General features: G+C 43.3%; 16 protein-coding genes. 8 read left to right on the top strand and 8 right to left on the bottom strand.

The window, feature by feature from the left end; translation table 11 throughout:
- Window positions 1–100 precede the first annotated feature (100 nt).
- The 4 genes from ACYVBM_RS22180 to ACYVBM_RS22165 all read left to right on the top strand — a co-directional run bounded on the left by ACYVBM_RS22180 (window position 101) and on the right by ACYVBM_RS22165 (window position 3,697).
- A complete protein-coding gene (locus ACYVBM_RS22180) occupies window positions 101–964 on the top strand; it encodes a COG1470 family protein (RefSeq protein WP_460687892.1) in 864 nt (287 codons plus the stop codon).
- A gap of 89 nt (window positions 965–1,053) precedes the next feature.
- Window positions 1,054–2,073 (top strand): ABC transporter ATP-binding protein, encoded by a 1,020-nt coding sequence (locus ACYVBM_RS22175; protein ID WP_460687891.1) that lies wholly within the window; start codon window positions 1,054–1,056, stop codon window positions 2,071–2,073.
- Complete coding sequence (locus tag ACYVBM_RS22170) at window positions 2,015–3,043, top strand: ABC transporter permease (protein ID WP_460687890.1); 1,029 nt, start codon at window positions 2,015–2,017, stop codon at window positions 3,041–3,043. The genes ACYVBM_RS22175 and ACYVBM_RS22170 overlap by 59 nt, the downstream gene beginning before the upstream one ends.
- A gap of 207 nt (window positions 3,044–3,250) precedes the next feature.
- A complete protein-coding gene (locus ACYVBM_RS22165) occupies window positions 3,251–3,697 on the top strand; it encodes an Hsp20/alpha crystallin family protein (RefSeq protein WP_460687889.1) in 447 nt (148 codons plus the stop codon).
- Between the two features lie 58 nt (window positions 3,698–3,755).
- Here ACYVBM_RS22165 and ACYVBM_RS22160 read toward each other — a convergent pair whose 3' ends face one another.
- Window positions 3,756–5,339 (bottom strand): Na+/H+ antiporter, encoded by a 1,584-nt coding sequence (locus ACYVBM_RS22160; protein ID WP_460687888.1) that lies wholly within the window; start codon window positions 5,337–5,339, stop codon window positions 3,756–3,758.
- Between the two features lie 255 nt (window positions 5,340–5,594).
- Window positions 5,595–7,313, bottom strand: a complete 1,719-nt coding sequence (locus ACYVBM_RS22155) for a tetratricopeptide repeat protein (RefSeq protein ID WP_460687887.1) — start codon at window positions 7,311–7,313, stop codon at window positions 5,595–5,597.
- A 265-nt stretch (window positions 7,314–7,578) separates the two neighbouring features.
- Here ACYVBM_RS22155 and ACYVBM_RS22150 point away from each other — a divergent pair, with 265 nt between their 5' ends.
- The 4 genes from ACYVBM_RS22150 (at window position 7,579) to ACYVBM_RS22135 (ending at window position 14,278) form a co-directional block, all read left to right on the top strand.
- The gene (locus ACYVBM_RS22150; RefSeq protein WP_460687886.1) at window positions 7,579–7,965 is read left to right on the top strand and encodes a hypothetical protein; all 387 of its coding nucleotides are present in this window, start codon (window positions 7,579–7,581) and stop codon (window positions 7,963–7,965) included.
- A 103-nt stretch (window positions 7,966–8,068) separates the two neighbouring features.
- On the top strand, window positions 8,069–12,421 hold the full coding sequence (locus ACYVBM_RS22145; protein ID WP_460687885.1) for a CusA/CzcA family heavy metal efflux RND transporter: 4,353 nt from the start codon (window positions 8,069–8,071) through the stop codon (window positions 12,419–12,421).
- A 101-nt stretch (window positions 12,422–12,522) separates the two neighbouring features.
- Window positions 12,523–13,653, top strand: coding sequence for an efflux RND transporter periplasmic adaptor subunit (locus tag ACYVBM_RS22140; protein WP_460687884.1), 1,131 nt, complete (start codon window positions 12,523–12,525; stop codon window positions 13,651–13,653).
- 133 nt (window positions 13,654–13,786) lie between these two features.
- Window positions 13,787–14,278, top strand: a complete 492-nt coding sequence (locus ACYVBM_RS22135) for a hypothetical protein (protein ID WP_460687883.1) — start codon at window positions 13,787–13,789, stop codon at window positions 14,276–14,278.
- A gap of 511 nt (window positions 14,279–14,789) precedes the next feature.
- Here the strand turns inward: ACYVBM_RS22135 and ACYVBM_RS22130 are convergent.
- From ACYVBM_RS22130 to ccoS, 6 genes are all read right to left on the bottom strand, one after another.
- Window positions 14,790–15,494, bottom strand: a complete 705-nt coding sequence (locus tag ACYVBM_RS22130; RefSeq protein WP_460687882.1) for a sulfite exporter TauE/SafE family protein — start codon at window positions 15,492–15,494, stop codon at window positions 14,790–14,792.
- Window positions 15,495–15,932 carry a FixH family protein gene (locus ACYVBM_RS22125; RefSeq protein ID WP_460687881.1) on the bottom strand — a complete coding sequence of 146 codons (438 nt, stop codon included), beginning with the start codon at window positions 15,930–15,932 and terminating at the stop codon, window positions 15,495–15,497. It lies immediately after the preceding gene.
- 16 nt (window positions 15,933–15,948) lie between these two features.
- The gene (ccoG, locus tag ACYVBM_RS22120) at window positions 15,949–17,376 is read right to left on the bottom strand and encodes a cytochrome c oxidase accessory protein CcoG (protein ID WP_460687880.1); all 1,428 of its coding nucleotides are present in this window, start codon (window positions 17,374–17,376) and stop codon (window positions 15,949–15,951) included.
- 15 nt (window positions 17,377–17,391) lie between these two features.
- Window positions 17,392–18,546, bottom strand: coding sequence for a cbb3-type cytochrome c oxidase N-terminal domain-containing protein (locus tag ACYVBM_RS22115; protein WP_460687879.1), 1,155 nt, complete (start codon window positions 18,544–18,546; stop codon window positions 17,392–17,394).
- A 232-nt stretch (window positions 18,547–18,778) separates the two neighbouring features.
- The gene (ccoN, locus tag ACYVBM_RS22110) at window positions 18,779–20,899 is read right to left on the bottom strand and encodes a cytochrome-c oxidase, cbb3-type subunit I (protein WP_460687878.1); all 2,121 of its coding nucleotides are present in this window, start codon (window positions 20,897–20,899) and stop codon (window positions 18,779–18,781) included.
- Between the two features lie 9 nt (window positions 20,900–20,908).
- Entirely contained in the window at window positions 20,909–21,067 is a 159-nt protein-coding gene (gene ccoS, locus ACYVBM_RS22105; RefSeq protein WP_460687877.1) for a cbb3-type cytochrome oxidase assembly protein CcoS, read from the bottom strand.
- Window positions 21,068–21,114 lie beyond the last annotated feature (47 nt).

The raw sequence follows: 21,114 nt of genomic DNA, 5'->3' as shown, positions 1-21,114 counted from the left end.
TTTTATAAATTAGCATGCCGTTTTTACAAAATTTTACTGGTTATAATTATTGAACAGAGATTCTTTGACGCTATTATTTATAAATTTTAGTTATTAGATTATGTTAACAGGATCCTTTTTTACCCGTTTGCGCAAATGGCGCTTATCTATGTTTGTAACTGTTTATTTCTCGGCATTTTTGTTATCAGGCGTTGCCCTTGCGCAGCAGCCGCCCGCCGGTGCAGATGGAAAATCATCTTTTACGACCAAACTGATGAATATTGAAGCCGCTGCCAATGAAACATTCCGTTACAATACTTCTTTGCATAATGGTGCCGCAGTTTCACGAGTTTATGAATTAAAAGCTGATCTGCCTATTGGCTGGCTTATTTCTTACAGAGTAGATGGCAGCCAGGTCACTTCACTCAACCTTAATAGTGGTCAAACCCAGGATATATCTATAGAGATTAATGCAACAGCAGCTGCAAAACCTGATAAATATAAGATACCTGTAAGGGCTGTATCCAGCGCTGATACTTTATTGCTGGACCTGGAAGCAGTGGTAAAAGGCTCTTATAGCGTAGAGCTAACCACTCCTACAGGACGGTTAAGTGACGAAGTAACATCAGGCAGCCGGAAAGAGCTTCACCTGGTGGTAAAAAATTCGGGGACGCTTCCTTTAAACGACCTGGAGCTTTCTGTGCAGGCACCTTCAAAATGGGAAGCTACTTTCGAACCTTCAAAAATCAAGCAGCTGGAGCCGGGCAAGACATTGGATGTAACCGCCACATTAAGCATACCTGATAAAACTATTGCAGGCGACTATGCCACCACCTTTACCGTTAAAAATCCTAATGCCAATGCTAATGCAGCATTCCGCATAGTTGTAAAAACATCACTGCTTTCGGGCTGGATAGGTATACTCGTCATACTGCTGTCCATTGCCCTTGTGTATTATCTTATCCGTAAATACGGCAGAAGATAAGTATGAGGCAAAGTATACTCTTTTCGGTAAAAAAAATACAGGCTGATTTTCTTTTTGCCTTGCGGGATTAAAAACATAACGATTTACAGATGATGGATCCTATCATACAATTGAAGGGGCTGACAAAATGCTATGGTACGCTGAAAGCAGTGGATGAGCTGAACCTGGATATTCAAAAGGGAGAAATATTTGGCCTGCTGGGTCCCAACGGTGCCGGTAAAACCACTACTATATTAATGATGCTGGGCCTGACAGACCCTACTTCAGGTACTGCTTATGTTTGCGGACATAATGCGACCAGCAACCCTATTGCTGTTAAAAGAAGGGTGGGTTATATGCCCGATAGTGTAGGATTTTATGATAATATGACTGCGCTCGATAACCTGGTATATATTGGCCGGCTGAATGGTATTCCGGAACACGAAATAAAAACACGCGCACAGGAAATGATGGAGCAGGTGGGTCTTGCAAATGATATGTATAAAAGAACAGCCACCTACTCGCGTGGTATGAAGCAGCGCCTGGGACTGGCAGATGTGCTGATCAAACAGCCCGATATTATCATTTTGGATGAGCCTACACTTGGTATTGATCCCAGTGGTGTAAAAGACTTTTTAGTATTGATCAAGCAGCTGAGCAAACAGCAGGGGCTTACGGTTTTGCTTTCCTCTCATCATTTACACCATGTACAACAGGTGTGTGACAGGGTGGGCATTTTTGTGGGCGGCAAATTACTGGTTGAGGGTAATATGGACGCTTTATCCGGCGACCTTTTTAATAAGGAAGGGCATGTAACAACTATTACTCTGAAAGAAATAATACCTCAACCCTGGCACCTGGAACCGGAATTAAAAGACTGGGAGGCGATCAGGCAGATCACCGTAAAAGAAAAAACAGTAGAGGTGGGGTGTGGCAGTGATGTTACTCCGGACATCGTTCGTTTTTTTGTAGAGAGAGGATATGATATTATGGGCGTGCATAAAAAAGAGTACGGACTGGACGATATTTATCAAAAATATTTTGAAAACAATTTAACTGAAAATACAGCTAATGGAAAGTCAGGCGGTTTCTTTCAAAGATCGTTCTTCAAAAAAGGCAAAAAGCAATAAAATATTGCAAAGTGCATCAAATGCAGGTCCTTTCCGCGTAATGGTAAGCAAGGAAATTGCGGATCATATACGCAGCTGGCGCTTTATTGTGCTTATAACATTAATTGTACTTACTTTTTTTGCGTCAATGTATGTATCCCTGGGAAATATAAAAGCAGCTATCAGCAATACAGATGATCCTGACCGGATTTTCCTGTACCTGAAGTTATTGACCACTACCGATAATTCGATACCTCCCTTTCATGTGTTTTTAAGCTTTTTAGGCCCGTTGCTGGGTATCAGCCTTGGATTTGATGCCATTAATGCAGAACAAAACAGCGGCACGCTTACGCGGCTGATGGCACAGCCTGTATACAGGGATAACCTGTTGCTTGCAAAATTTGTGAGCGCTCTTATAGTCATAAGTACCCTGTTCCTGTCGTTGACACTGCTGATGATAGGAGGTGGGCTGGTTTTAACCGGGGTTCGTATGGAACCCCAGGAGCTGCTGCGCATACTGGCCTTTATAGCGCTGAGTATTGTTTACGTGGCTTTCTGGTTAAGCCTTGCTATTTTATTGTCCGTTAAGTTCAAACAGGCGGCCACTTCAGCACTTACGGCCATTGGCATCTGGCTATTTTTTACCGTATTTTACCAGATTGTTGTAAATCTTGTTATAAGGGCGTTTTTACCCGATCCGGATTTTCTTTCACAGGATCAGATCGTAGCATATAATGATTTAATATTGAACCTGCTGCGCATAGCGCCCGGACAGCTTTATACAGATGCCACTACTACGTTACTGATGCCCTCTGTTCGTAGCCTGGGGCCTCTTACAATGGAACAGATGGCCGGAGCTATTCCTGCACCGCTGCCAATTAAAGAAAGCCTGATGATCGTATGGCCGCAGCTAAGCGGCTTACTGGCTGCAGCTGTGGTTTGCTTTGCGCTGGCATACTACCTTTTTATGCGCCGTGAAATACGAAGCTGATAAATGATTACTGTACCGCACAGGAAATGAAGACATCTCCTAAAGTCTTCCTGTTTGCGCGGAAGAAAAGTCATATTTCCTGACAATGTTTCTTTGTTGAAATGACAAAGTGTAGTGTGTGGTGCAATCTGGTACAGCATTTGAATTTTTTATTTCAGTTCATTGAAAATTTTATTGTTTAATCTATTTAAAAAAGGAGGTCTGATTATGTCACTCGTTAAAAAAAACAATGGTTTTTTAACTACCCCCTCTTTGTTCGGCGACTTTTTTAGCCGTGAACTTTTTAATTGGGGCAACAATAACTTTTCATCCACCTTAACCACCGTACCATCGGTGAATATTAAAGAAAACAGCGATAATTTTGAGGTGGAAGTAGCAGCGCCGGGAATGGAAAAAGAAGATTTTCATATTACGCTGGAAGGATCTGCGCTTACTATTTCTTCATCGAAGAAGTTACAGGATGAGGTTAAGGAAGATAATTATACGCGAAGAGAATTTAGTTATCAGTCTTTCCAAAGAACCTTCCAGTTGCCTAAGGAGGTGGTAGATGCGGAGCACATTGAAGCCAGGTATAATAATGGCCTGCTGAAACTGGTGATCCCTAAATCAGAGAATGCCAGGAAAAAAACTCCCCGCACAATCGAGATCAGCTAATTGATCAACCTGTTTTGGTGCTATGCCAAAACAGGTTTTTTTTGCTGCAAAGAAGAGGTTACCCGATCCTTAATCTTTCTTCTTCCAGGTCTAGCTTCATCAGATAATTCCTTATGAGCTCTTCATCAACTTTTAGGTTATTTTTATTCTCATCCCGGAGCCAGGTGCGTTGCTGCTCCAATGTCTTAAAATAAATTTCTTTTGCCTGGTCAGACAATTTATGTATGGCATCCTCCCGGTCTTCCTGTTCCAGCCGATCCATCAGTCTGTGAAAGTATTCGCTCTCCACTTTTTTATCTTTATGATTTTCATTTAAATAAGTAAATGCTGCATGCCGCATACCTTTTCTCAGAAAGGTTTCCATTTCTTCCTCAGACAGGCTGTCCTCCTTTTTATCAGCTAATTGCAGCTTTTTGATCAATGCAGGTAAAGTAAGGCCCTGCACGATTAATGTAACGAGTATCACGATAAATGTAATAAAAAGTATCAGGTCCCGATGCGGGAATGCCAGCCCGTTATCCATCTGAACCGGGATCGATAAAGCGGCCGCCAGCGAAACCACGCCCCGCATACCTGTCCAGCCTAATAATAAGGGTGCTTTAAAGCCGGGATCAGGATCGGCTACGTTTATGAAGTTCCGCATAATTAAAGTAACGATAACCGCTCCAAATGAAGCTAAAAACCTCACCATTACAAGCACGCCGGTAATTAAAAGCCCGTAGCCAATAGCTGCCGACAGGCCAATACCCTCATTATTCAGCCCGTGCATAATTTCGGGCAGATCCAGTCCTATTAGCAGGAACACAATTCCGTTGATGAGAAAAGCAAAACTTGCCCATACATTAGCGCCCTGTAACCGGGATTGGGAGGTGCGGAGGAACCGGTGCCTTCTCACAGATAAAAATAATCCGCCGCTTACTACAGCCAGCACCCCTGAAGCATGCACTTCTTCAGCAGCGATATACATAATGTAAGGAGTCACGAGTGTGAGTATGGTATCCATATTGACATCGGTAGGAAATAAACGATGCACTTTTAAAAAAATAAATGCGAGCAGAATGCCCAGGCCCACGCCGCCAACTACCATCCACCCGAAGCTCAACGCCGCATCCTGCCACAGGAACTGGCCCGTAGCTACCGCGGCCATTGCAAACCGGAAAATGATCAGGGAAGAAGCATCATTAAATAAGCTTTCTCCTTCCAGAAGCGTACCTATCTGTTTAGGCACTTTTACAAATTTCAGGATAGCACCGGCGCTTACTGCATCGGGAGGGGAAACAATTCCTCCCAGTACAAATCCTAATGCCAGCGAAAAGCCGGGAATATAAGAATTGGCAATAAAGGCTACAGACATAGCCGTAAGGAAAACCACTATAAAAGCAAAACTGGTAATAATACGCCTTAGCTTCCACATCTCTTTCCATGAAACAGCAAATGCGGCTTCATATAATAAGGGTGGCAGGAAAATAATAAAAATCAGTTCAGGGTTAATTTTTATTGCAGGTATGCCTGGAATAAAGCTGATCAGTAAGCCAGCTATAACCAATAGAATCGGGTAGGCTACTTTTAATTTGTTAGCCAGCATTATAGCGGATATGATGATCAGCACGAAGCCTAAATAGAATACAAAATGTTCAACCATATAATGTTTATTATCATCCTGTTTAAACTTTTCTTTTATTGCATTTTAACGAAGTAGTCTAACTGTGTTTTGCTGTTTCAGGTTTATACAAAAGCTAAACTAAATATTTTTATCTAAAGAAGCGAAGCCAGGAGCGCCCCAAAAATTCAGAAGACCCGCCTGCCTGCTGGTCTCTCATTCCTCCCGACATTCATCGGTATCCATTCGGGGCGACGGTAAAAATCCTGCTCTGCAAATGCCCGTTCTTTGGTGTATTCATTCATCGATAAGCGATGAAGACGATGTGATTTTCACATCGGCATATCGCCATGCTTCGTCAAAAGCGGCTTTTATTTTTTGAGCTTCACCGGTTTTACCTTGTTTAGTAAGTGCGTTGTATAAACCTATCAGCCCCCAGCCGTTCCTCGGCCATGCCTGCAGGTCTTCCCTGTATGCCATTTCGGCTTCGCTGTATTTTCCCGCTTTTAACAGCACTGCGCCCAAATGGTGCCGTATGGAGAAAAACCAGTCGGGCGGTTCGTTATAGTTCAGGTTATCTTCAATGGCAACGGCCTCCCTGAGCAGGAAAACAGATTGATCTGATTGATACAGTTTGGATGCTATTTCGGCAGCCAGCACTTTAACGGCAATCTGTACAAGGTCTGCCGTGGAGTTAATTTCCCAGATCGTGAGCTCTTTCAATGTAGTGTCGGCAGACAGCCAACTGAGGCTGCTCATTTCTTTTTGTGCACCTGCTATATCATTTTTGCCCAGTAAAGCCATGCCTTTTGCATAATGCCAGATTGCCTGGGGGTACACAAGGTCTTTGGGTGGTGCCGGAAGTGAAAGAAGGGTGTCCCACATCGAAAACTTTACAGCGATGTAGTAGGGTATGGTGTAATAATGCTGTAGCGTGCCCCAGCCCGGCATGCGCATAATTTCTTCCGGGGTATGCTGTTGTAATTGTGTTGCTGCCATCCATGCCCATTTCAAATTACCCTCCAGCGTGGCTGTTGCCGCCAGGAAATGGTAATTGTGCGGATAATAAGAGAGGGGGTAAGCTCCCTGTGCATGGCAGGTGGTAGTATAGCTGCTGTCCGCTTTCACTGCACGGATATTGGAAAGAGATCCGAGGTGGTAATCACCGGTTTTGATATAAATATGTGAAGGCATGTGCAATAAATGTCCCGATCCGGGAACCAGTGTTTCCAATAGCTTTGCGCTGCCTAAAGCTTTTTCGGGGGTGGCAGAGGCTTCCAGTGCATGCACATAAAAATGATGTGTGCCGGGGTGTGTTGGATTGATCTTTACCAGGTGCTCCAATACGGCAATCAGTTCGGGGGTCCATGCTCTGGGCGTTTGGGTTTTCTTATCGTACAGATCCCAGGGGTGCAGGTTCATCAGCGATTCGGCATAAAGAGCTCCAACGTCGGGATCAGCAGGATATTGACTGTACACCTTTTTCATGGCTTTAGAATAGGCTATATCCAAAGCGCTGCGGTCGGCGGGTGGCTGCGCCACATAGCGCAACGATATTGCCTCTATAAGCGCCGCTTCTTTCGGGGTGCAGTTTTGGCAAAGTGATTGTGCTTTAACCACTGCTGTATAAGCCCGCTGAAAATTATCTTCTTCCATTCCGGCGTTGTAATTAGGTCCCAGCACATAGGCAAGGCCCCAATGAGCCATGGCACAGGCCGAGTCGAGCCTTGTCGCTTCATAAAATGACCTCGCCGCTTCTGCATGGTTAAAGCCATAAGCAAGCATCATTCCCTGGTTAAAATATTCCTGCACTTCTTTATTGCTGGTTGAAATTTTAAAATCAATACCTCCAAGCCCATCAAATTTAGGGGCTTTTTTGCCTGATGTATACCAGTCTTTATCGTTGGTTGCCGGGCTGTAACATCCAATAACTCCCCGAGCTTTTTCTTTGGGTTCATTGGTGCCGCTACAGGAAATGAGGAGTAGCACCAGCGGGATTGAAAAAAAACGGGTCATAATAAACAGGTTGAATGTACTGGTTTTTCGGAAATTTCTCACATGTATGATCTTTGGCGCAAGCTTATGAAGCTCCTCGTAGTCCTGACTAAGTTACGATAAAAAACCAATGCGGCAACATGCATATAAATTGAGCACCGACCATGTTCTTCGAAAGTGTCAAACTGAGTTTATAGCTGTTTTTGTTGATGTACAAATTCATATTAGATAAATATTTATTTAATGCTGGTGGTATTTAAGTCCCGAAGTTTTTTACTTTCGCAGTATGAGAAGCCTGGCGGCCATATCATTACTATTTATCCTGATAACCACAAATACAGTGTTTGGAGAGCTGCTCAGGCTGCCAACGCTTATTCATCATTATCTCGAACACTGTGAATGGGATAAAAACGATTCTGTGATTGATTTTTTATCCAAGCATTATTCAGGCGCAATTAATCATCCCGATGACCAGCACAACGATCATCAAAAGCTTCCTTTTAAATCTGCAGACGGCTTTACGGCACAGGTAGTTACTATAGTGCCACCTGCATTATTCGAGCTGCCAAGGATAGTACCTGGAACAAATTCTTTTAAAAAAATACCTTCTCTTAGACAGGATTATTCTAATCATTATTTAGACAGTATCTGGCAGCCTCCCCGCTTGAGTTAATCATTTTTAAATTTTTTTTTTAATGTAAGGCGCATAACGCTTTGCTGTATATGTGCGCATGTTTTAATTACAGTGCGACTGTCTGAATGATTAACTAAACAAGATGTTGAATAAAATTATTGCGTTCTCTATAAAGAACAAACTCATTATCGGCCTTTTTGTAGCGGCTCTTGCAGGATATGGTATTTATGAAGTAAAGCATTTACCTATTGATGCTGTTCCGGATATTACCAACAACCAGGTACAGGTAATTACAGTAGCCCCTGCACTGGGAGCTACGGATGTGGAAAGGCTGATCACGTTCCCTATAGAACAGGCTAACAGCAATATTCCCGGGCTGACCGAGCTGCGTAGCTACTCCAGCTTTGGCCTTTCGGTAATTACCGTTGTATTTGAGGAGGATATCGATATTTACTGGGCACGGCAGCAGATAACCGAACGGCTGCAGCAGGTGCAGGACCAGTTACCCAAAGGATTTGGTACGCCTGCCCTTGCGCCGGCTACCACAGGCCTTGGCGAAATTTATCAGTATACGGTTCGCGCTGAGAAAGGTTTCGAAGCTAAGTATGATGCTATGGAATTGCGTACCATTCAGGATTGGATCGTGCGCAGGCAGCTGTTAGGCGTAAAAGGCGTGGCAGATGTGAGCAGTTTTGGCGGGCTGCTGAAACAATATGAAATCGCCGTAGTACCTGCCCGGCTGTTGGCGCATAAAATTACGATTACAGATGTATTCAATGCCCTGGAACAAAACAATCAAAATACCGGTGGATCTTATATAGAAAAAGGACCAACTGCGCTTTTTATCAGGAGTGAAGGTTTGGCAGGTAGTAAGGAAGATATTGAAAATATTGTTGTCAGAAATCTTCCCAACGGTGTGCCGCTGCTGGTAAGAGATGTGGCTAATGTGCAACTGGGTCATGCTACCCGTTACGGGGCTTTGACCTATAATGGGGAGTACCAGGTATCAGGAGCGATCGTGCTGATGCTGAAGGGGGCTAACAGCAATGAAGTGATCCAAAATGTAAAGGAACGTATTGGACAGATTAAAAAAACATTACCGGAAGGCGTAACGATAGAACCCTTTATCGACAGGACCAAAATGGTTAACAATGCCATCAATACGGTTATTAAAAACCTGCTCGAAGGTGCTTTGATTGTAGTGTTTGTACTGATCCTGTTCCTGGGGAATTTCCGGGCAGGCCTGCTGGTGGCTTCGGTCATTCCTTTGTCTATGCTCTTTGCTATCATTATGATGAACCTGTTTGGTGTAAGCGGTAACCTTATGAGTCTGGGTGCGCTCGACTTTGGCTTGATTGTAGATGGTGCCGTGATTATCGTGGAAGCGGTCATGCACCGGCTTACACACAGCAGGCATTTCAGGAAGATCAGCAGGCTTTCCCGGCCAGAAATGGATGCAGCGGTAAAGGTTTCGGCATCAAGAATGATGAACAGCGCTGTTTTCGGGCAGATCATTATCCTGATTGTTTACCTGCCTATCTTCACTTTACAGGGTATTGAAGGCAAAATGTTCAAACCCATGGCTCAGACAGTTGCCTTCGCCTTGTTTGGCGCTTTTCTGCTTTCGCTTACTTATATCCCCATGATGAGCGCTTTGGTCCTCGGCAAAAGGATCACGCACCAACCAACCTTTTCTGATAAAATGATGTATCGCCTGGAACGCTTGTACCAGGGTTGGCTGACAAAAATATTACGTTTTCAAAAAATGGTATTAGCCGTAGTGTGCGTATTATTTGCTTTATCGCTTTGGGTATTAACGCATTTGGGTGGAGAGTTTATCCCGGCTTTGCCTGAAGGGGATTTTGCGGTGGAAACAAGGGTATTGCCCGGCAGCAACCTGAATACTTCTATTGATGCCATTTCTAAAGCATCCAAAATATTATTGAAAGAATTTCCTGAAGTAGAGCAGGTAGTCACCAAAACAGGAACCAGTGAAGTGCCTTCCGAACCGCTACCGATAGATGTGTCGGATATGATCATTGTGCTTAAAGAACGCAAAGAATGGCGTTCGGCTAAGACCTACGAAGAGCTGGAAGCTAAAATGACAAAAGCTGTGGAGACGGTTCCCGGTGTTACGTTCAGCTTTCAATACCCGGTAGCCATGCGTTTCAATGAGTTGATTTCAGGAGCAAGGCAGGATGTGGTATGCAAAATTTTTGGTGAGGATCTGGATACGCTGGCTTATTATGCCGCTCAGTTGGGAAAGATCTGTAATACCGTTGATGGCAGCAGTGGCCTGTATGTAGAAGCAGTTACCGGCATGCCGCAGATCGTTATTCAATATAATCGTGCAGTAATGGCACAATACGGCTTAAATATCAGCGATGTGAACCGTACGGTAAATGCAGCTTTTGCAGGGGAAAGCAGTGGTACAGTGTATGAAGGAGAAAAAAGATTTGATCTTGTTGTCCGTCTTACAGGAGACAAAAGAAAAGACCTTACCGATGTACAGGACCTGTTAATCGCAGCACCGCAGGGCACACAGATACCATTAAGGACGGTTGCCAATGTGGATATTATTGAGGGCCCTGTACAAATTCAGCGGGAGAACTCCAGGCGCAGGATCATTGTGGGCTTTAACGTCCGGGGCAGAGATGTGCAAAGCACTGTAGCCGAGCTGCAGCAAAAAGCAGCACATCAAATACAATTGCCTCCCGGCTACTCGATCACTTATGGAGGTGCTTTTGAGAACCTGGAAGCGGCAAAGTCAAGGCTTTACATAGCCGTACCTGTTTCGCTGGCGCTCATTTTTATTTTACTATTCTTTGCATTCGGCTCTGTAAAGCAGGGATTGCTCATCTATTCTGCTATTCCGCTTTCTGCTATTGGCGGTATACTGGCATTGGCGGTAAGAGGTATTTCATTTAGCATCAGCGCAGGAGTAGGGTTTATCGCGCTGTTTGGGGTAGCGGTCTTAAACGGAATTGTGCTGATTGCTGAATTTAACCGCCTTAAAGCCGAAGGCTATACCAATCTGAAGCGTATTGTGATCCAGGGAACAAAAATCCGGCTGCGGCCGGTATTGATGACTGCCTTCGTAGCGTCTTTAGGTTTTTTACCTATGGCTTTAAGTACCGGTGAAGGAGCGGAAGTACAACGCCCGCTGGCAACTGTTGTGATCGGCGGATTGCTGATCGCTACTTTTTTAACCCTTTTTGTTTTACCCATTTTATATATGATGTTTCATAAAGCTTCCCCGGTTAAAGGAAGATCGAAACCCGTTACAGGATTGATATTATTGTTTTCAATCCTTTCATTCTCCGGTACAAATGCTCAAACGCCTGTCAGTTTACAACAGGCTATTGATATGGCCTTAAACAATAACCTTTTGATGAAAAATGAGCAATTGCGTACAGCCTATCAGAAAAAGCTCATTGGATCTGCAGCAAATATACCGGCTACAGCCATGAACGCGCAATACGGGCAGATCAACAGTTTTTATCCTGATCTGTCTGTCGGCGTTTCACAAACCGTTAGTTTCCCCGTGGTATATGCCCGGCAAAAGACCTTGCTTACAGAGGAGTGGAAAAGCAGTGTTTTAAAAGTTGGTATGCAGGCATCGCAATTAAAAAAGCAGGTAACACAGCTTTATTATCATCTTATCTTTTTGCGCTGCAAGCAGCGGCTTCTGCAAAAGAACGACAGCCTGTTTGCTGCATTTTTACATAAAGCCACGCTACGTTTCAATAAAGGTGAAAGCAATGTACTGGAAAAAACAACAGCCGAAAACCAGCGGGGACAAATTGCTTTACAGCTATCGCAGTTGCAGCAGGATATGGAGCTGGCCCAGTTACAGTTTCAATTGCTGCTGAATACTTTTGCTGATCTGGTCCCGGTAGAAGAAAGGACGCCTGTGGTGAGCATATCTATAACCGACACTGCACAACTGTTGCTTCACCCGGAAATGCAGTACCTGAAACAACAGGAACAGGTAGCACAGGCGGTTACGAGTGCAGAGCGCAGCAGATTATTACCCGATTTTATTTTAGGGTACGGTATTATGGGTATGAAAGGGATGGGGGCCGATAATAAAGCGTATAACAGTTCCCTGCGTTTTCAGTCGGTACAGTTGGGGTTAGGCATTCCTATTTTTACAGGTGCGCAAAAAGCAAAGATCAGCGCGGCAAAGATGAGTGAGGATATTGCTGCAGGTGAATATATGGCAGGTATGAAAAGCTTTACAGCAGCCTACCGTTCTGCTTTTATTAATTATCAGAAATTTCAGAATGCCTTACAATATTTTGAGACAAAAGCATTGGCCCATGCTGAAACGATCACTTCGGCAGCCCACCTACAGTTCCTTAATGGAGCGATCAATTATTTAGAGTGGGTATTGCTTATAAACCAGGCCATCGGTATAGAAAGTGATTATATAGAAGCAGCGAACAACAGGAACAATGCCCTGGCCGAACTTGATTTTTACATCAGTAAATGAAAATGATTAAAAATTGACCATAAAAAATTTCGGACAATTTTATAGGGCAATGAGATTTTTATGTAAAATCCCTTTTCACAACAATCAATAAAAATATATACATGAAAAAGCTTATTATATATATACTTGTGGTTATGCTGATCGCTGCATGCGGTAATAAACCATCTTCAGAAGAAAAAAGACCGCCAGCTATTGGGAAGAACACCGTTGTACTTACTGATGCTCAATATAAAAATGCGGGTATTGAAACAGCAAAGCTCAATACCCGGAGCATTGCCGCTGTGTTAAAAGTAAATGGCAAAATAGAGGTGCCGCCACAAAACAGGGTATCTGTAAGTGTGCCATTGGGCGGATACCTGCAATCTACCCGGCTTATGCCTGGTATGTATATCAGCAAAGGGCAGGTGCTGGCTGTTATGGAAGACCCGCAATATATACAGCTACAGCAGGACTATCTTACCGCCAAAGCCCAGTTCGCATTTAATGAAAGCGAGTATAGGAGGCAAAAAGAATTAAATGAAAGCAAGGCCGCAAGCGATAAAGTGTACGAGCAGGCCAGGGCCACCTACCATACGCAAATCATTTTAATAAGGTCTCTGGAAGAAAAGCTAAAATTAATAGGCCTGAATCCCGGCCGCGTAACAGCAGGTAATATTTCAAAAAGTATTCCTGTATATTCACCTATTTCCGGTTATGTAGCAGCTGTTCTTGTCAACAGGGGCAAATATGTTAATCCCAGCGATGTGCTTTTTGAACTGGTTAATACGAGCGATATACACCTGGCCTTAACTGTCTTTGAAAAAGATATCAATAAGCTGGCAACAGGGCAAAAATTACTGGCATATACTAATAACAACCCGTCGAAAAAGTATACCTGCACCATTATGCTTATCAGTAAGAACCTTGCCAGCGACAATGCAGCAGAGGTACACTGCCATTTTGAGAATTACGATAAAAACCTCCTGCCCGGAACATTTATGAATGCAGACATAGAATATTCAGGAAGCACAGCAATGGCTTTGCCGGATGAGGCCATCGTTCGTTTTGAGAATAAACAATATGCCTTTGTTTTGAAAGACAAAAACCGGTTTCAAATGCAGGAAGTTCAAACCGGTGTTTCAGAGAGTGGTTTTACAGGTTTGCTTAATGCAGATGCTCTTGCACAACACACTTTTGTAACAAAAGGAGCTTATACCCTGCTGATGGCTCTGAAAAATGCAGGGGAGGAATGATTCTGCAGGACAACAACCTTTTAAAAACGGACGATAGCAGAAAATATACGTCAGGCAACCTTTCATTTTTATATATCGTCAAAAAAACTAAAATTTGGCGTTATAATTGATCTATAAATTTAAACTGATAAAAATGAATACAAACAGAAACCTCGCAGCACTTTTTATGGTAGCTGTAATTTTTTTAGTATCCTGTTCTTCTGCTAAAAAAACAGCTATAGCGCCCCGTAAAGATTTTAAAGGTAACTGGGCCATTACGTCGGCAACTTTGGAAGGTGTTGAAGGAAAAGTAAATGTAACGGCCTTTGATGATGTTCCTCTTCACTGTTTTGAAGGCAGCAGCTGGGTGCTTCCCAATAATGGTTATGGCTCTTATACAATTAATGGCGGTGGCGATTGTGCAGCCGGTGCCAGGCAGATTTTGTGGTCGCAGCGTGTAAACGGAGGTACTACTTTATTTAATTTTAAAAGGATGGATGGTGTAAAGAAAAGCGATTCTAAACATGTAACGGAGGGATACTCTTTGGAAGTTACATCATTTAATGAAAACGCTTTTACAGCAAAAAGCCCGATCTTTTTTGAGGGAAAGACCGTATATATTGTTTATAATTTTGAAAAAAGATAGCTCATATAAAACCTGTATATAGGTCGAGGCCGCTTCAGAACAAACCGAAGCGGCTTTTTTGTGCGTATAGAAAAATATATGAAGGATATTGTGAGTAATGAGTAAGATGACAGAGAACGGATGACAGCGTTGAAAGGGTTAAAGTTCAAATCTTAGTACTTAGAAGATAGTACTTAGACGTTAGACAGTAACGCGCGACCAATAACCAGCAACCAGTAATCAGCATCTATGAACCATCAACCCTATAGTGCGGAAATTCTATACTTAGATAATAACGGCAATGCTCTTTTGCTGAAAGCTGGAAGCAAAAGCTTTAAACCTTCGGCCTTTACTAGTGTCATGTTAAGTATACCTTTCCGTAACGGATGTCAGGCTGAGCTTGCCGAAGCCTACTCCCAATACACCCTTCGTCAGGCTCAGGGTGACAATCAACACGACATTTTACACTTGACATAACACTAGTAACCTGTATCCAGTAACCAATATCCAAAACCATAAGCTATTGTCCTTATCAATGTGAAGGAGCACAGTGGCTCATATCCTGCGGACTGCTGAATGCCGGGCTTATATAAGGAATGCCAAGATTAAGCCCCCTCAATATCATCAGCACCGCTACAAATGCTATAAAATAGGGAACGGCTTTTTTCATTTTTGATCTTAAAGAAAAAGAAATAAAATGCCCAGTCAGCATGAGCAAAATCATAAGGGGAATGGTTCCTAAACCAAACGAAGCCATAAAAAGTCCCGATTCTACCGGCCCGCCAATAATTAAGGCAGAGGCAACGGCCATATATACAAGTCCACAGGGCAGCAGTCCGTTCAGAATGCCGAAAATAAAGAGGTTTAAAACAGTATTTTCTTTTTTAAAAAAGCCGGAAAGATATTTTTTAAGCTTTGTTTGAAATACGGTAAACACAGGCAGGGAAGGCAGATGCCGGCCTGTAATAAGTAATAATAAAACAATAACTCCTGCAGCTACCGAAAACGCCTGCTGGTAGCCCATCAATACCAGCCTTGATCCGGTCCAGCCAAGCAATGTGCCCATTACAAAGTAAGTGGCAGTGCGCCCTGTATTATAGGCTAATGCAGAGAAAAAACGGCTCTGCCGGCCTGCATTTCCCAAAGGCAGTGAAAGCGCCAGGGGGCCGCACATGCCCACACAATGCAGGCTGCCGGCCAGGCCCATTATTAGTCCCATAAAAATGATCTGCATCATTTAATCAATATTATAGCTTTGCTCGTGGTAATAAGCGGTACCGCTATTGCTCCATTCTATCCGTACTTTATATAATCCTTTTGAAAACGAAGCTACAGGTATTTTGTACAGGCTGCCACTTTCTTCTTTCATTTGAATACGCTTATCGCTTTTGCTGTCTGAAAGTCTCATGAACTGGATATTGCCTGAATCCAGTTGAGTTGTTGCTGCCTCCGGGAAGTGTATTTGTACATACCCTTCTGCTGTTTGTATCGCTACTGTATCTGCAAGCGCATGGAGGTTTTTTTTCGCATCTATCACACTTTGATATTTCATTTCCTGCTCGTAATAATTAGCATCTATCACCTCGTTGGTCTGGCGCATGGAAATGTATACCATGGAAATCATGCCTGCAAGGAAAACAATAAGAATAATGATTACTCTATAACCCCAGCTCATTTTTTTATTTTAGTTGTTACATAAACGGTCCCAGGAACGTAGACGTAATGGTTTGTGTTTTTTCCCCATTCGCATATACGCCGATATTAATTTTTGAGGACCTCTTTTTTATATTACTTACAGGAACCACTATGAAAAACGTGGCATCGTTCAAACTTTCTGCTTTAAGTGTATGATGATGCATGTCTATCATTTTTACTGTTCCGGGGATATAGCCTTCCACTTTTAGCTCATAGGGTACATCATAGTGGGTTTTGTTAATGATCTTGGCCTGGAACAGGTTCGACAAAGAATCTTTTCCTACTTCCTGGTACAATTGTCCTTTTACCCTTGATACAGAAACGTCAATGCTTTTTCTGGATACCAGCAGAAAGGTCATTACCCCTGTCAAAATTATTAGAAGTGCAGAGTAAAATTTCATCCGGCCGTTAAAACGGAATGGCTGCTTTTGGGAGATCTGGTTTTCGGAAGCCATGCGGATGAGCCCCAACGGGCGGTGCAGCTTTTCCATTACACCATTGCAGGCATCTATACAGGCCGTACATCCCACGCACTCCATCTGTACGCCATTGCGTATATCGATACCGGTAGGGCAAACATGCACACATAGCCTGCAATCCACGCAGTCCCCCAGCACAGCAGGCTGCCCTGCGTTCTTCCTGACCTTTCCCCTGGGTTCGCCACGGTTATAATCGTAAGAAACCTGCATGGTGTCTTTATCAAATAACACACCCTGCAGGCGGCCATAAGGGCAAACTGTGGTGCAAACAATATCCCTGACAAAAGCAAAAACAAAATAGAATAATCCTGTGAAAAACAGTAAACCAACGAAAAGACCTGCGTTTTCAGAGATGGGTGATTGAACCAGCTGCAATACTTTTTTTGCACCAAGTATGTAGGAGAGAAATGTATGAGCGATAAGGAGTGAAATGGCAATAAAGATAAAGTGCTTTAATCCTTTTTTTATGATCTTATTGCTATTCCACTGGCTTTCATTAAGCTTCTTTTGCTGAGCCGGCGTGCCTTCTATCCACCATTCTATTTTTCTGAAAACAAATTCCATGAAAACCGTTTGCGGACATACCCAGCCGCAAAACACACGCCCATATATTATGGTGAATAATGCAATAAAGATAATAAGGGCAATCATCGCAATGGCAAATATAAAAAAGTCGTCGGGCCAGAAGATCTTGCCAAAAAGTATAAATTTCGCTTCGGTAAAATTCAATTGTACCGCAGGCATACCGCTTATTTTAATAAACGGAAGTGTAAAAAATAACCCAAGGTATATAAAGGATAAGTAGTTGCGATAGCGGTACAGTTTGCCTTTAGGCTTTAGTGCATATATCCAGTTGCGCTTTCCTTTCTCGTTCACATTGCTATGCCTGTCGCGGAAGCTATTCCCAACTTTCTGTGGTCCGATATCTTCAACACTCGAGTTCATATACTTTAAAATGACTTATAATTTTGCTGTACCGTTGTTGGTACTGTCTGCTTTTGGCGATTCTTCCTTATACAGCTCTCCCTGCGCCTCTTTGGCACCTGCAGGTTTGGTTCCATGTATGGACTTTATATAGCTGGCAATCTGGGCAATCTGGTCTGCAGAAAATACATCTTTCCAGCTCATCATACCTTTTTCTACAACACCCAGCTTTATAACTTTAAAAACATCGCCCAGGCTGCCGCCATGCAGCCAGTAATCGTCTGTTAAATTAGGCCCTACACCGCCTTGTCCTTCATTGCCATGGCAGGCGACACAATTATTCGTGAATAATTTTTTTCCTTCTGCAATTCCTGCGGCATCCGCCATAGTTACCGTAGTTTCGTTTACATTATCACCTTTTAGCTTCATATAAGCTTCTTTTGCCAGATTGGCTTTGGTTACAGAAATTTCATACTCTTCGTATTGATTGGGAGCAGCATTTGCCACGTGGTAACGCCATAAGTATCCCAGGCCAAATATAATGGTGGCTATAAATGCGATTGTAAACCATGGGGGAGTGGCATTGTCCAGCTCCCGGATGCCATCGTAGCTATGCCCTACATCGAGCGAAGCTTCTTCTTCCATGGGTTTAAGCTTGTTGGCTTTAACCCACCATGAAGGCGCTCCCTTGAATTTTTTCTTTCTTTCTAATGCTTTTTCTCTTTGCAGGTCTTCTATCCCGGTAAAAAACCGTATCCAGTAAACCAGAACAAAAACCGTGATCAGCTCAAGTGTTAGGATCCCAAACAACAGATAACGGAATATGCTGGCATCAGAGAATATGCCAGTTGACGGCGCTGCGGCAACGGCCCCATCCTGCCCAAATGCCTGTAATGCACCTAACGACAGGAAAGCCAGCAACACAGATTTTACCACCTGACCTTCGTTACTTTTGGTAGCCTTTCTTTTTTTATACAGATCAAGAGAGGCTCTTAAAGTATATCCTAATACACCTATTACCATAGCCAGCACTGCAATTGCAAATACCAGCACCGAATTGGCGTCTAATATAAAGGAAGCGCTTGTTGCAGGAGCAGCAGCCTGTTCCTGTGCCAGGAGGGGGGCTACACCCGGGAGGGTAAAAAACACGAGTACCAGAGCAGGTTTATATATGGGTTGTAATTTTTTCATTGCAGCTATTTTAATTATCATCAAGAGGTAGATTTTCCATTTCTGAAATAGATTCACGGCTCGTTTTCATAGCATAAATTATAACGAGCACGAATACTGCCGTGAACAATACCAGTGAAATAATGGGGAATATGCTTACTCCGCTTATTTTTTCAAGATAGTTAATGAATTTCATCCTTTGATTTGTTATTTATTTAAGTGGTATGAAACCCGGTTTCATACCACCGTTTTTTTATTTGTTTGTCCGTTCAGCCTTAATGTCTGTGCCCAGGCGTTGCAGGTAGGCAATAAGTGCAACGATTTCCTTATCGCCGGGTATTTTGATTTTCTCTTTTTCCAGGCGGGCTGTAATCTCATTTGCCTGCTTTTTTAAATCATTCACCGCTTCGGCTTCATATCCCTTTTCATAGGGCACGCCTAATTTTCTCATGGCATGGATCTTAGAGATAGTAGCGCCTGTATTAATGCTTTTTTCGAACAGCCAGGGATAAGGAGGCATTACAGAGCCGGGCGCCATGGATGTAGGTTCCAGCATGTGATTAAAGTGCCAGCTATCAGGATATTTGCCTCCGATGCGGGCAAGATCCGGGCCGGTACGTTTGCTGCCCCACAAATGAGGGTGGTCGTACACTGACTCCCCTGCTTTGGAATATTCGCCGTAACGCGCTACTTCATATCTGAAAGGTCTGATCATTTGCGTATGGCAATTATTACAGCCTTCTTTTATATAAACGTCTCGCCCATGCAGTTCAAGCGGGGTATAGGGTTTAACACTGGCAATAGTAGGTACATTTTCTTTCACAAGAAAAGTAGGCACCATTTCCACAAGCCCTCCAATGCCCACCACAATAAAACTTAATACCAAAAGCATAACAGGTTTGCGTTCGATCTTTTCATGCCAGTGAGCTTTTGCCGGTGCTTTATAGCCCCTGGTTAAAGGTGCAGCGCTTGCTTCCTCGCTTGCTACAAATTTTCCCTGTTTGGCTGTTTTAACCAGGTTATATACTAAAAGAAACACACCTATCAGATAAATAGTGCCTCCTATAGCCCGGAGCGCATAAAAGGGAACTATGGATTGTACCACATCTATAAACTGATATTGCAACTGTCCTTCGGGTGTAAAGGCGCTCATCATGAAGTAGGTTCTGAACGCAGCCCAATACATAGGAACGGCGTATAAAATAATACCTAAAGTGCCTATTAAGAAATGAGTGCTGGCGAGCTTTCTGGAATAGAGGTTTGTATTGAACATCTTTGGTATCAGCCAGTACAGCATACCAAAGGTTAAAAACCCGTTCCAGCCCAGGGCCCCGATATGTACGTGTGCCACTGTCCAGTCGCTGTAGTGAGAAATAGCATTTACATTTTTCAAAGAGAGCATAGGTCCTTCAAAAGTGGCCATACCGTAACAAATAACCGCTACTACAATAAATTTCAGCACGGGATCTTCACGTACTTTATCCCAGGCTCCTCTTAAAGTAAAAAGACCGTTTAGCATACCACCCCAGCTCGGCAACAAAAGCATAATAGAAAGGGTAGTGCCTAAAGACTGGGCCCACTCCGGTAAAGCGGTATATAAAAGGTGATGCGGTCCTGCCCATATATAAATAAAGATAAGGCTCCAGAAGTGTACAATGCTTAAACGGTAAGAGTAAATAGGACGGTTGGCAGCCTTGGGCAGGAAGTAATACATCATACCGAGGAAGGGTGTGGTAAGGAAGAATGCAACTGCGTTATGACCATACCACCATTGTACCAGTGCATCCTGTACACCTGCATACCATGAATAGCTTTTAAGGCCCGAAAGTGGCAGCTCAAAAGAATTGACAATGTGTAACAAAGCAACTGTAACCCACGATGCCAGGTAGAACCAGATCGCTACATAGAGGTGACGTTCCCTGCGGGTAAGAATAGTGCCCATCATGTTAATACCAAATACTACCCAAACCAGGGTAATAGCAATATCAATGGGCCATTCCAGCTCCGCATATTCTTTTGAGGTTGTGTAACCGCTCAGCAGTGTAACGGCGGCCGCAACAATAATCAGCTGCCACCCCCAAAAATGGATCTTGCTGAGCGCATTGCTCCACATAGGGGTTTTTAACAGCCTGGGCATTGAGTAATAAACAGCAGTAAAAATGGCATTACCTACAAAAGCAAAAATAACTGCATTGGTATGCAGCGGGCGAACACGCCCGAAAGTGGTAAACTCCAATCCAAAATTTAAAGCAGGAAAAGCCAGCTGAAAAGCGGCCAGCACCCCAACAAGCATTCCCACAACACCCCAGGTGATTGTGGCAATGGCAAACATTTTCGGAATTTTGTTGTCGTAGCTAAATTTTTCTAATTCCATACACTTTGGTTATTTGTTGTTTGTTTTTTTATGGTCATCAAATAATATCCTGTTGGGAGGGGCGAAATCATCATCGTATTGGCCGTCCCGTATGCCCCATATAAGAGCGGCCAGGAAAATACCTGCAATAAATAGGCTCACGATGGCTGTAATAATAATGATACTCATAATAATTGTCATACAAAGGTCACAGGATCGCCCACTTTTAGGCTTGA

It is taken from the genome of Niabella aquatica, assembly GCF_054779315.1.
Note: the sequence above shows the minus strand (reverse complement) of the source record. Positions and strands in the feature narration are given on the sequence as shown.

Coding starts and splice junctions, on each gene's coding strand:
- ACYVBM_RS22135 (WP_460687883.1), top strand. CDS start 13,787: ATGAATACAAACAGAAACCTCGCAGCACTTTTTATGGTAGCTGTAATT.
- ACYVBM_RS22125 (WP_460687881.1), bottom strand. CDS start 15,932: ATGAGCTGGGGTTATAGAGTAATCATTATTCTTATTGTTTTCCTTGCA.
- ACYVBM_RS22170 (WP_460687890.1), top strand. CDS start 2,015: ATGGAAAGTCAGGCGGTTTCTTTCAAAGATCGTTCTTCAAAAAAGGCA.
- ACYVBM_RS22155 (WP_460687887.1), bottom strand. CDS start 7,313: ATGACCCGTTTTTTTTCAATCCCGCTGGTGCTACTCCTCATTTCCTGT.
- ccoS (WP_460687877.1), bottom strand. CDS start 21,067: ATGAGTATCATTATTATTACAGCCATCGTGAGCCTATTTATTGCAGGT.
- ACYVBM_RS22145 (WP_460687885.1), top strand. CDS start 8,069: ATGTTGAATAAAATTATTGCGTTCTCTATAAAGAACAAACTCATTATC.
- ACYVBM_RS22175 (WP_460687891.1), top strand. CDS start 1,054: ATGATGGATCCTATCATACAATTGAAGGGGCTGACAAAATGCTATGGT.
- ACYVBM_RS22130 (WP_460687882.1), bottom strand. CDS start 15,494: ATGATGCAGATCATTTTTATGGGACTAATAATGGGCCTGGCCGGCAGC.
- ACYVBM_RS22160 (WP_460687888.1), bottom strand. CDS start 5,339: ATGGTTGAACATTTTGTATTCTATTTAGGCTTCGTGCTGATCATCATA.
- ACYVBM_RS22165 (WP_460687889.1), top strand. CDS start 3,251: ATGTCACTCGTTAAAAAAAACAATGGTTTTTTAACTACCCCCTCTTTG.
- ccoN (WP_460687878.1), bottom strand. CDS start 20,899: ATGGAATTAGAAAAATTTAGCTACGACAACAAAATTCCGAAAATGTTT.
- ACYVBM_RS22150 (WP_460687886.1), top strand. CDS start 7,579: ATGAGAAGCCTGGCGGCCATATCATTACTATTTATCCTGATAACCACA.
- ccoG (WP_460687880.1), bottom strand. CDS start 17,376: ATGAACTCGAGTGTTGAAGATATCGGACCACAGAAAGTTGGGAATAGC.
- ACYVBM_RS22180 (WP_460687892.1), top strand. CDS start 101: ATGTTAACAGGATCCTTTTTTACCCGTTTGCGCAAATGGCGCTTATCT.
- ACYVBM_RS22115 (WP_460687879.1), bottom strand. CDS start 18,546: ATGAAAAAATTACAACCCATATATAAACCTGCTCTGGTACTCGTGTTT.
- ACYVBM_RS22140 (WP_460687884.1), top strand. CDS start 12,523: ATGAAAAAGCTTATTATATATATACTTGTGGTTATGCTGATCGCTGCA.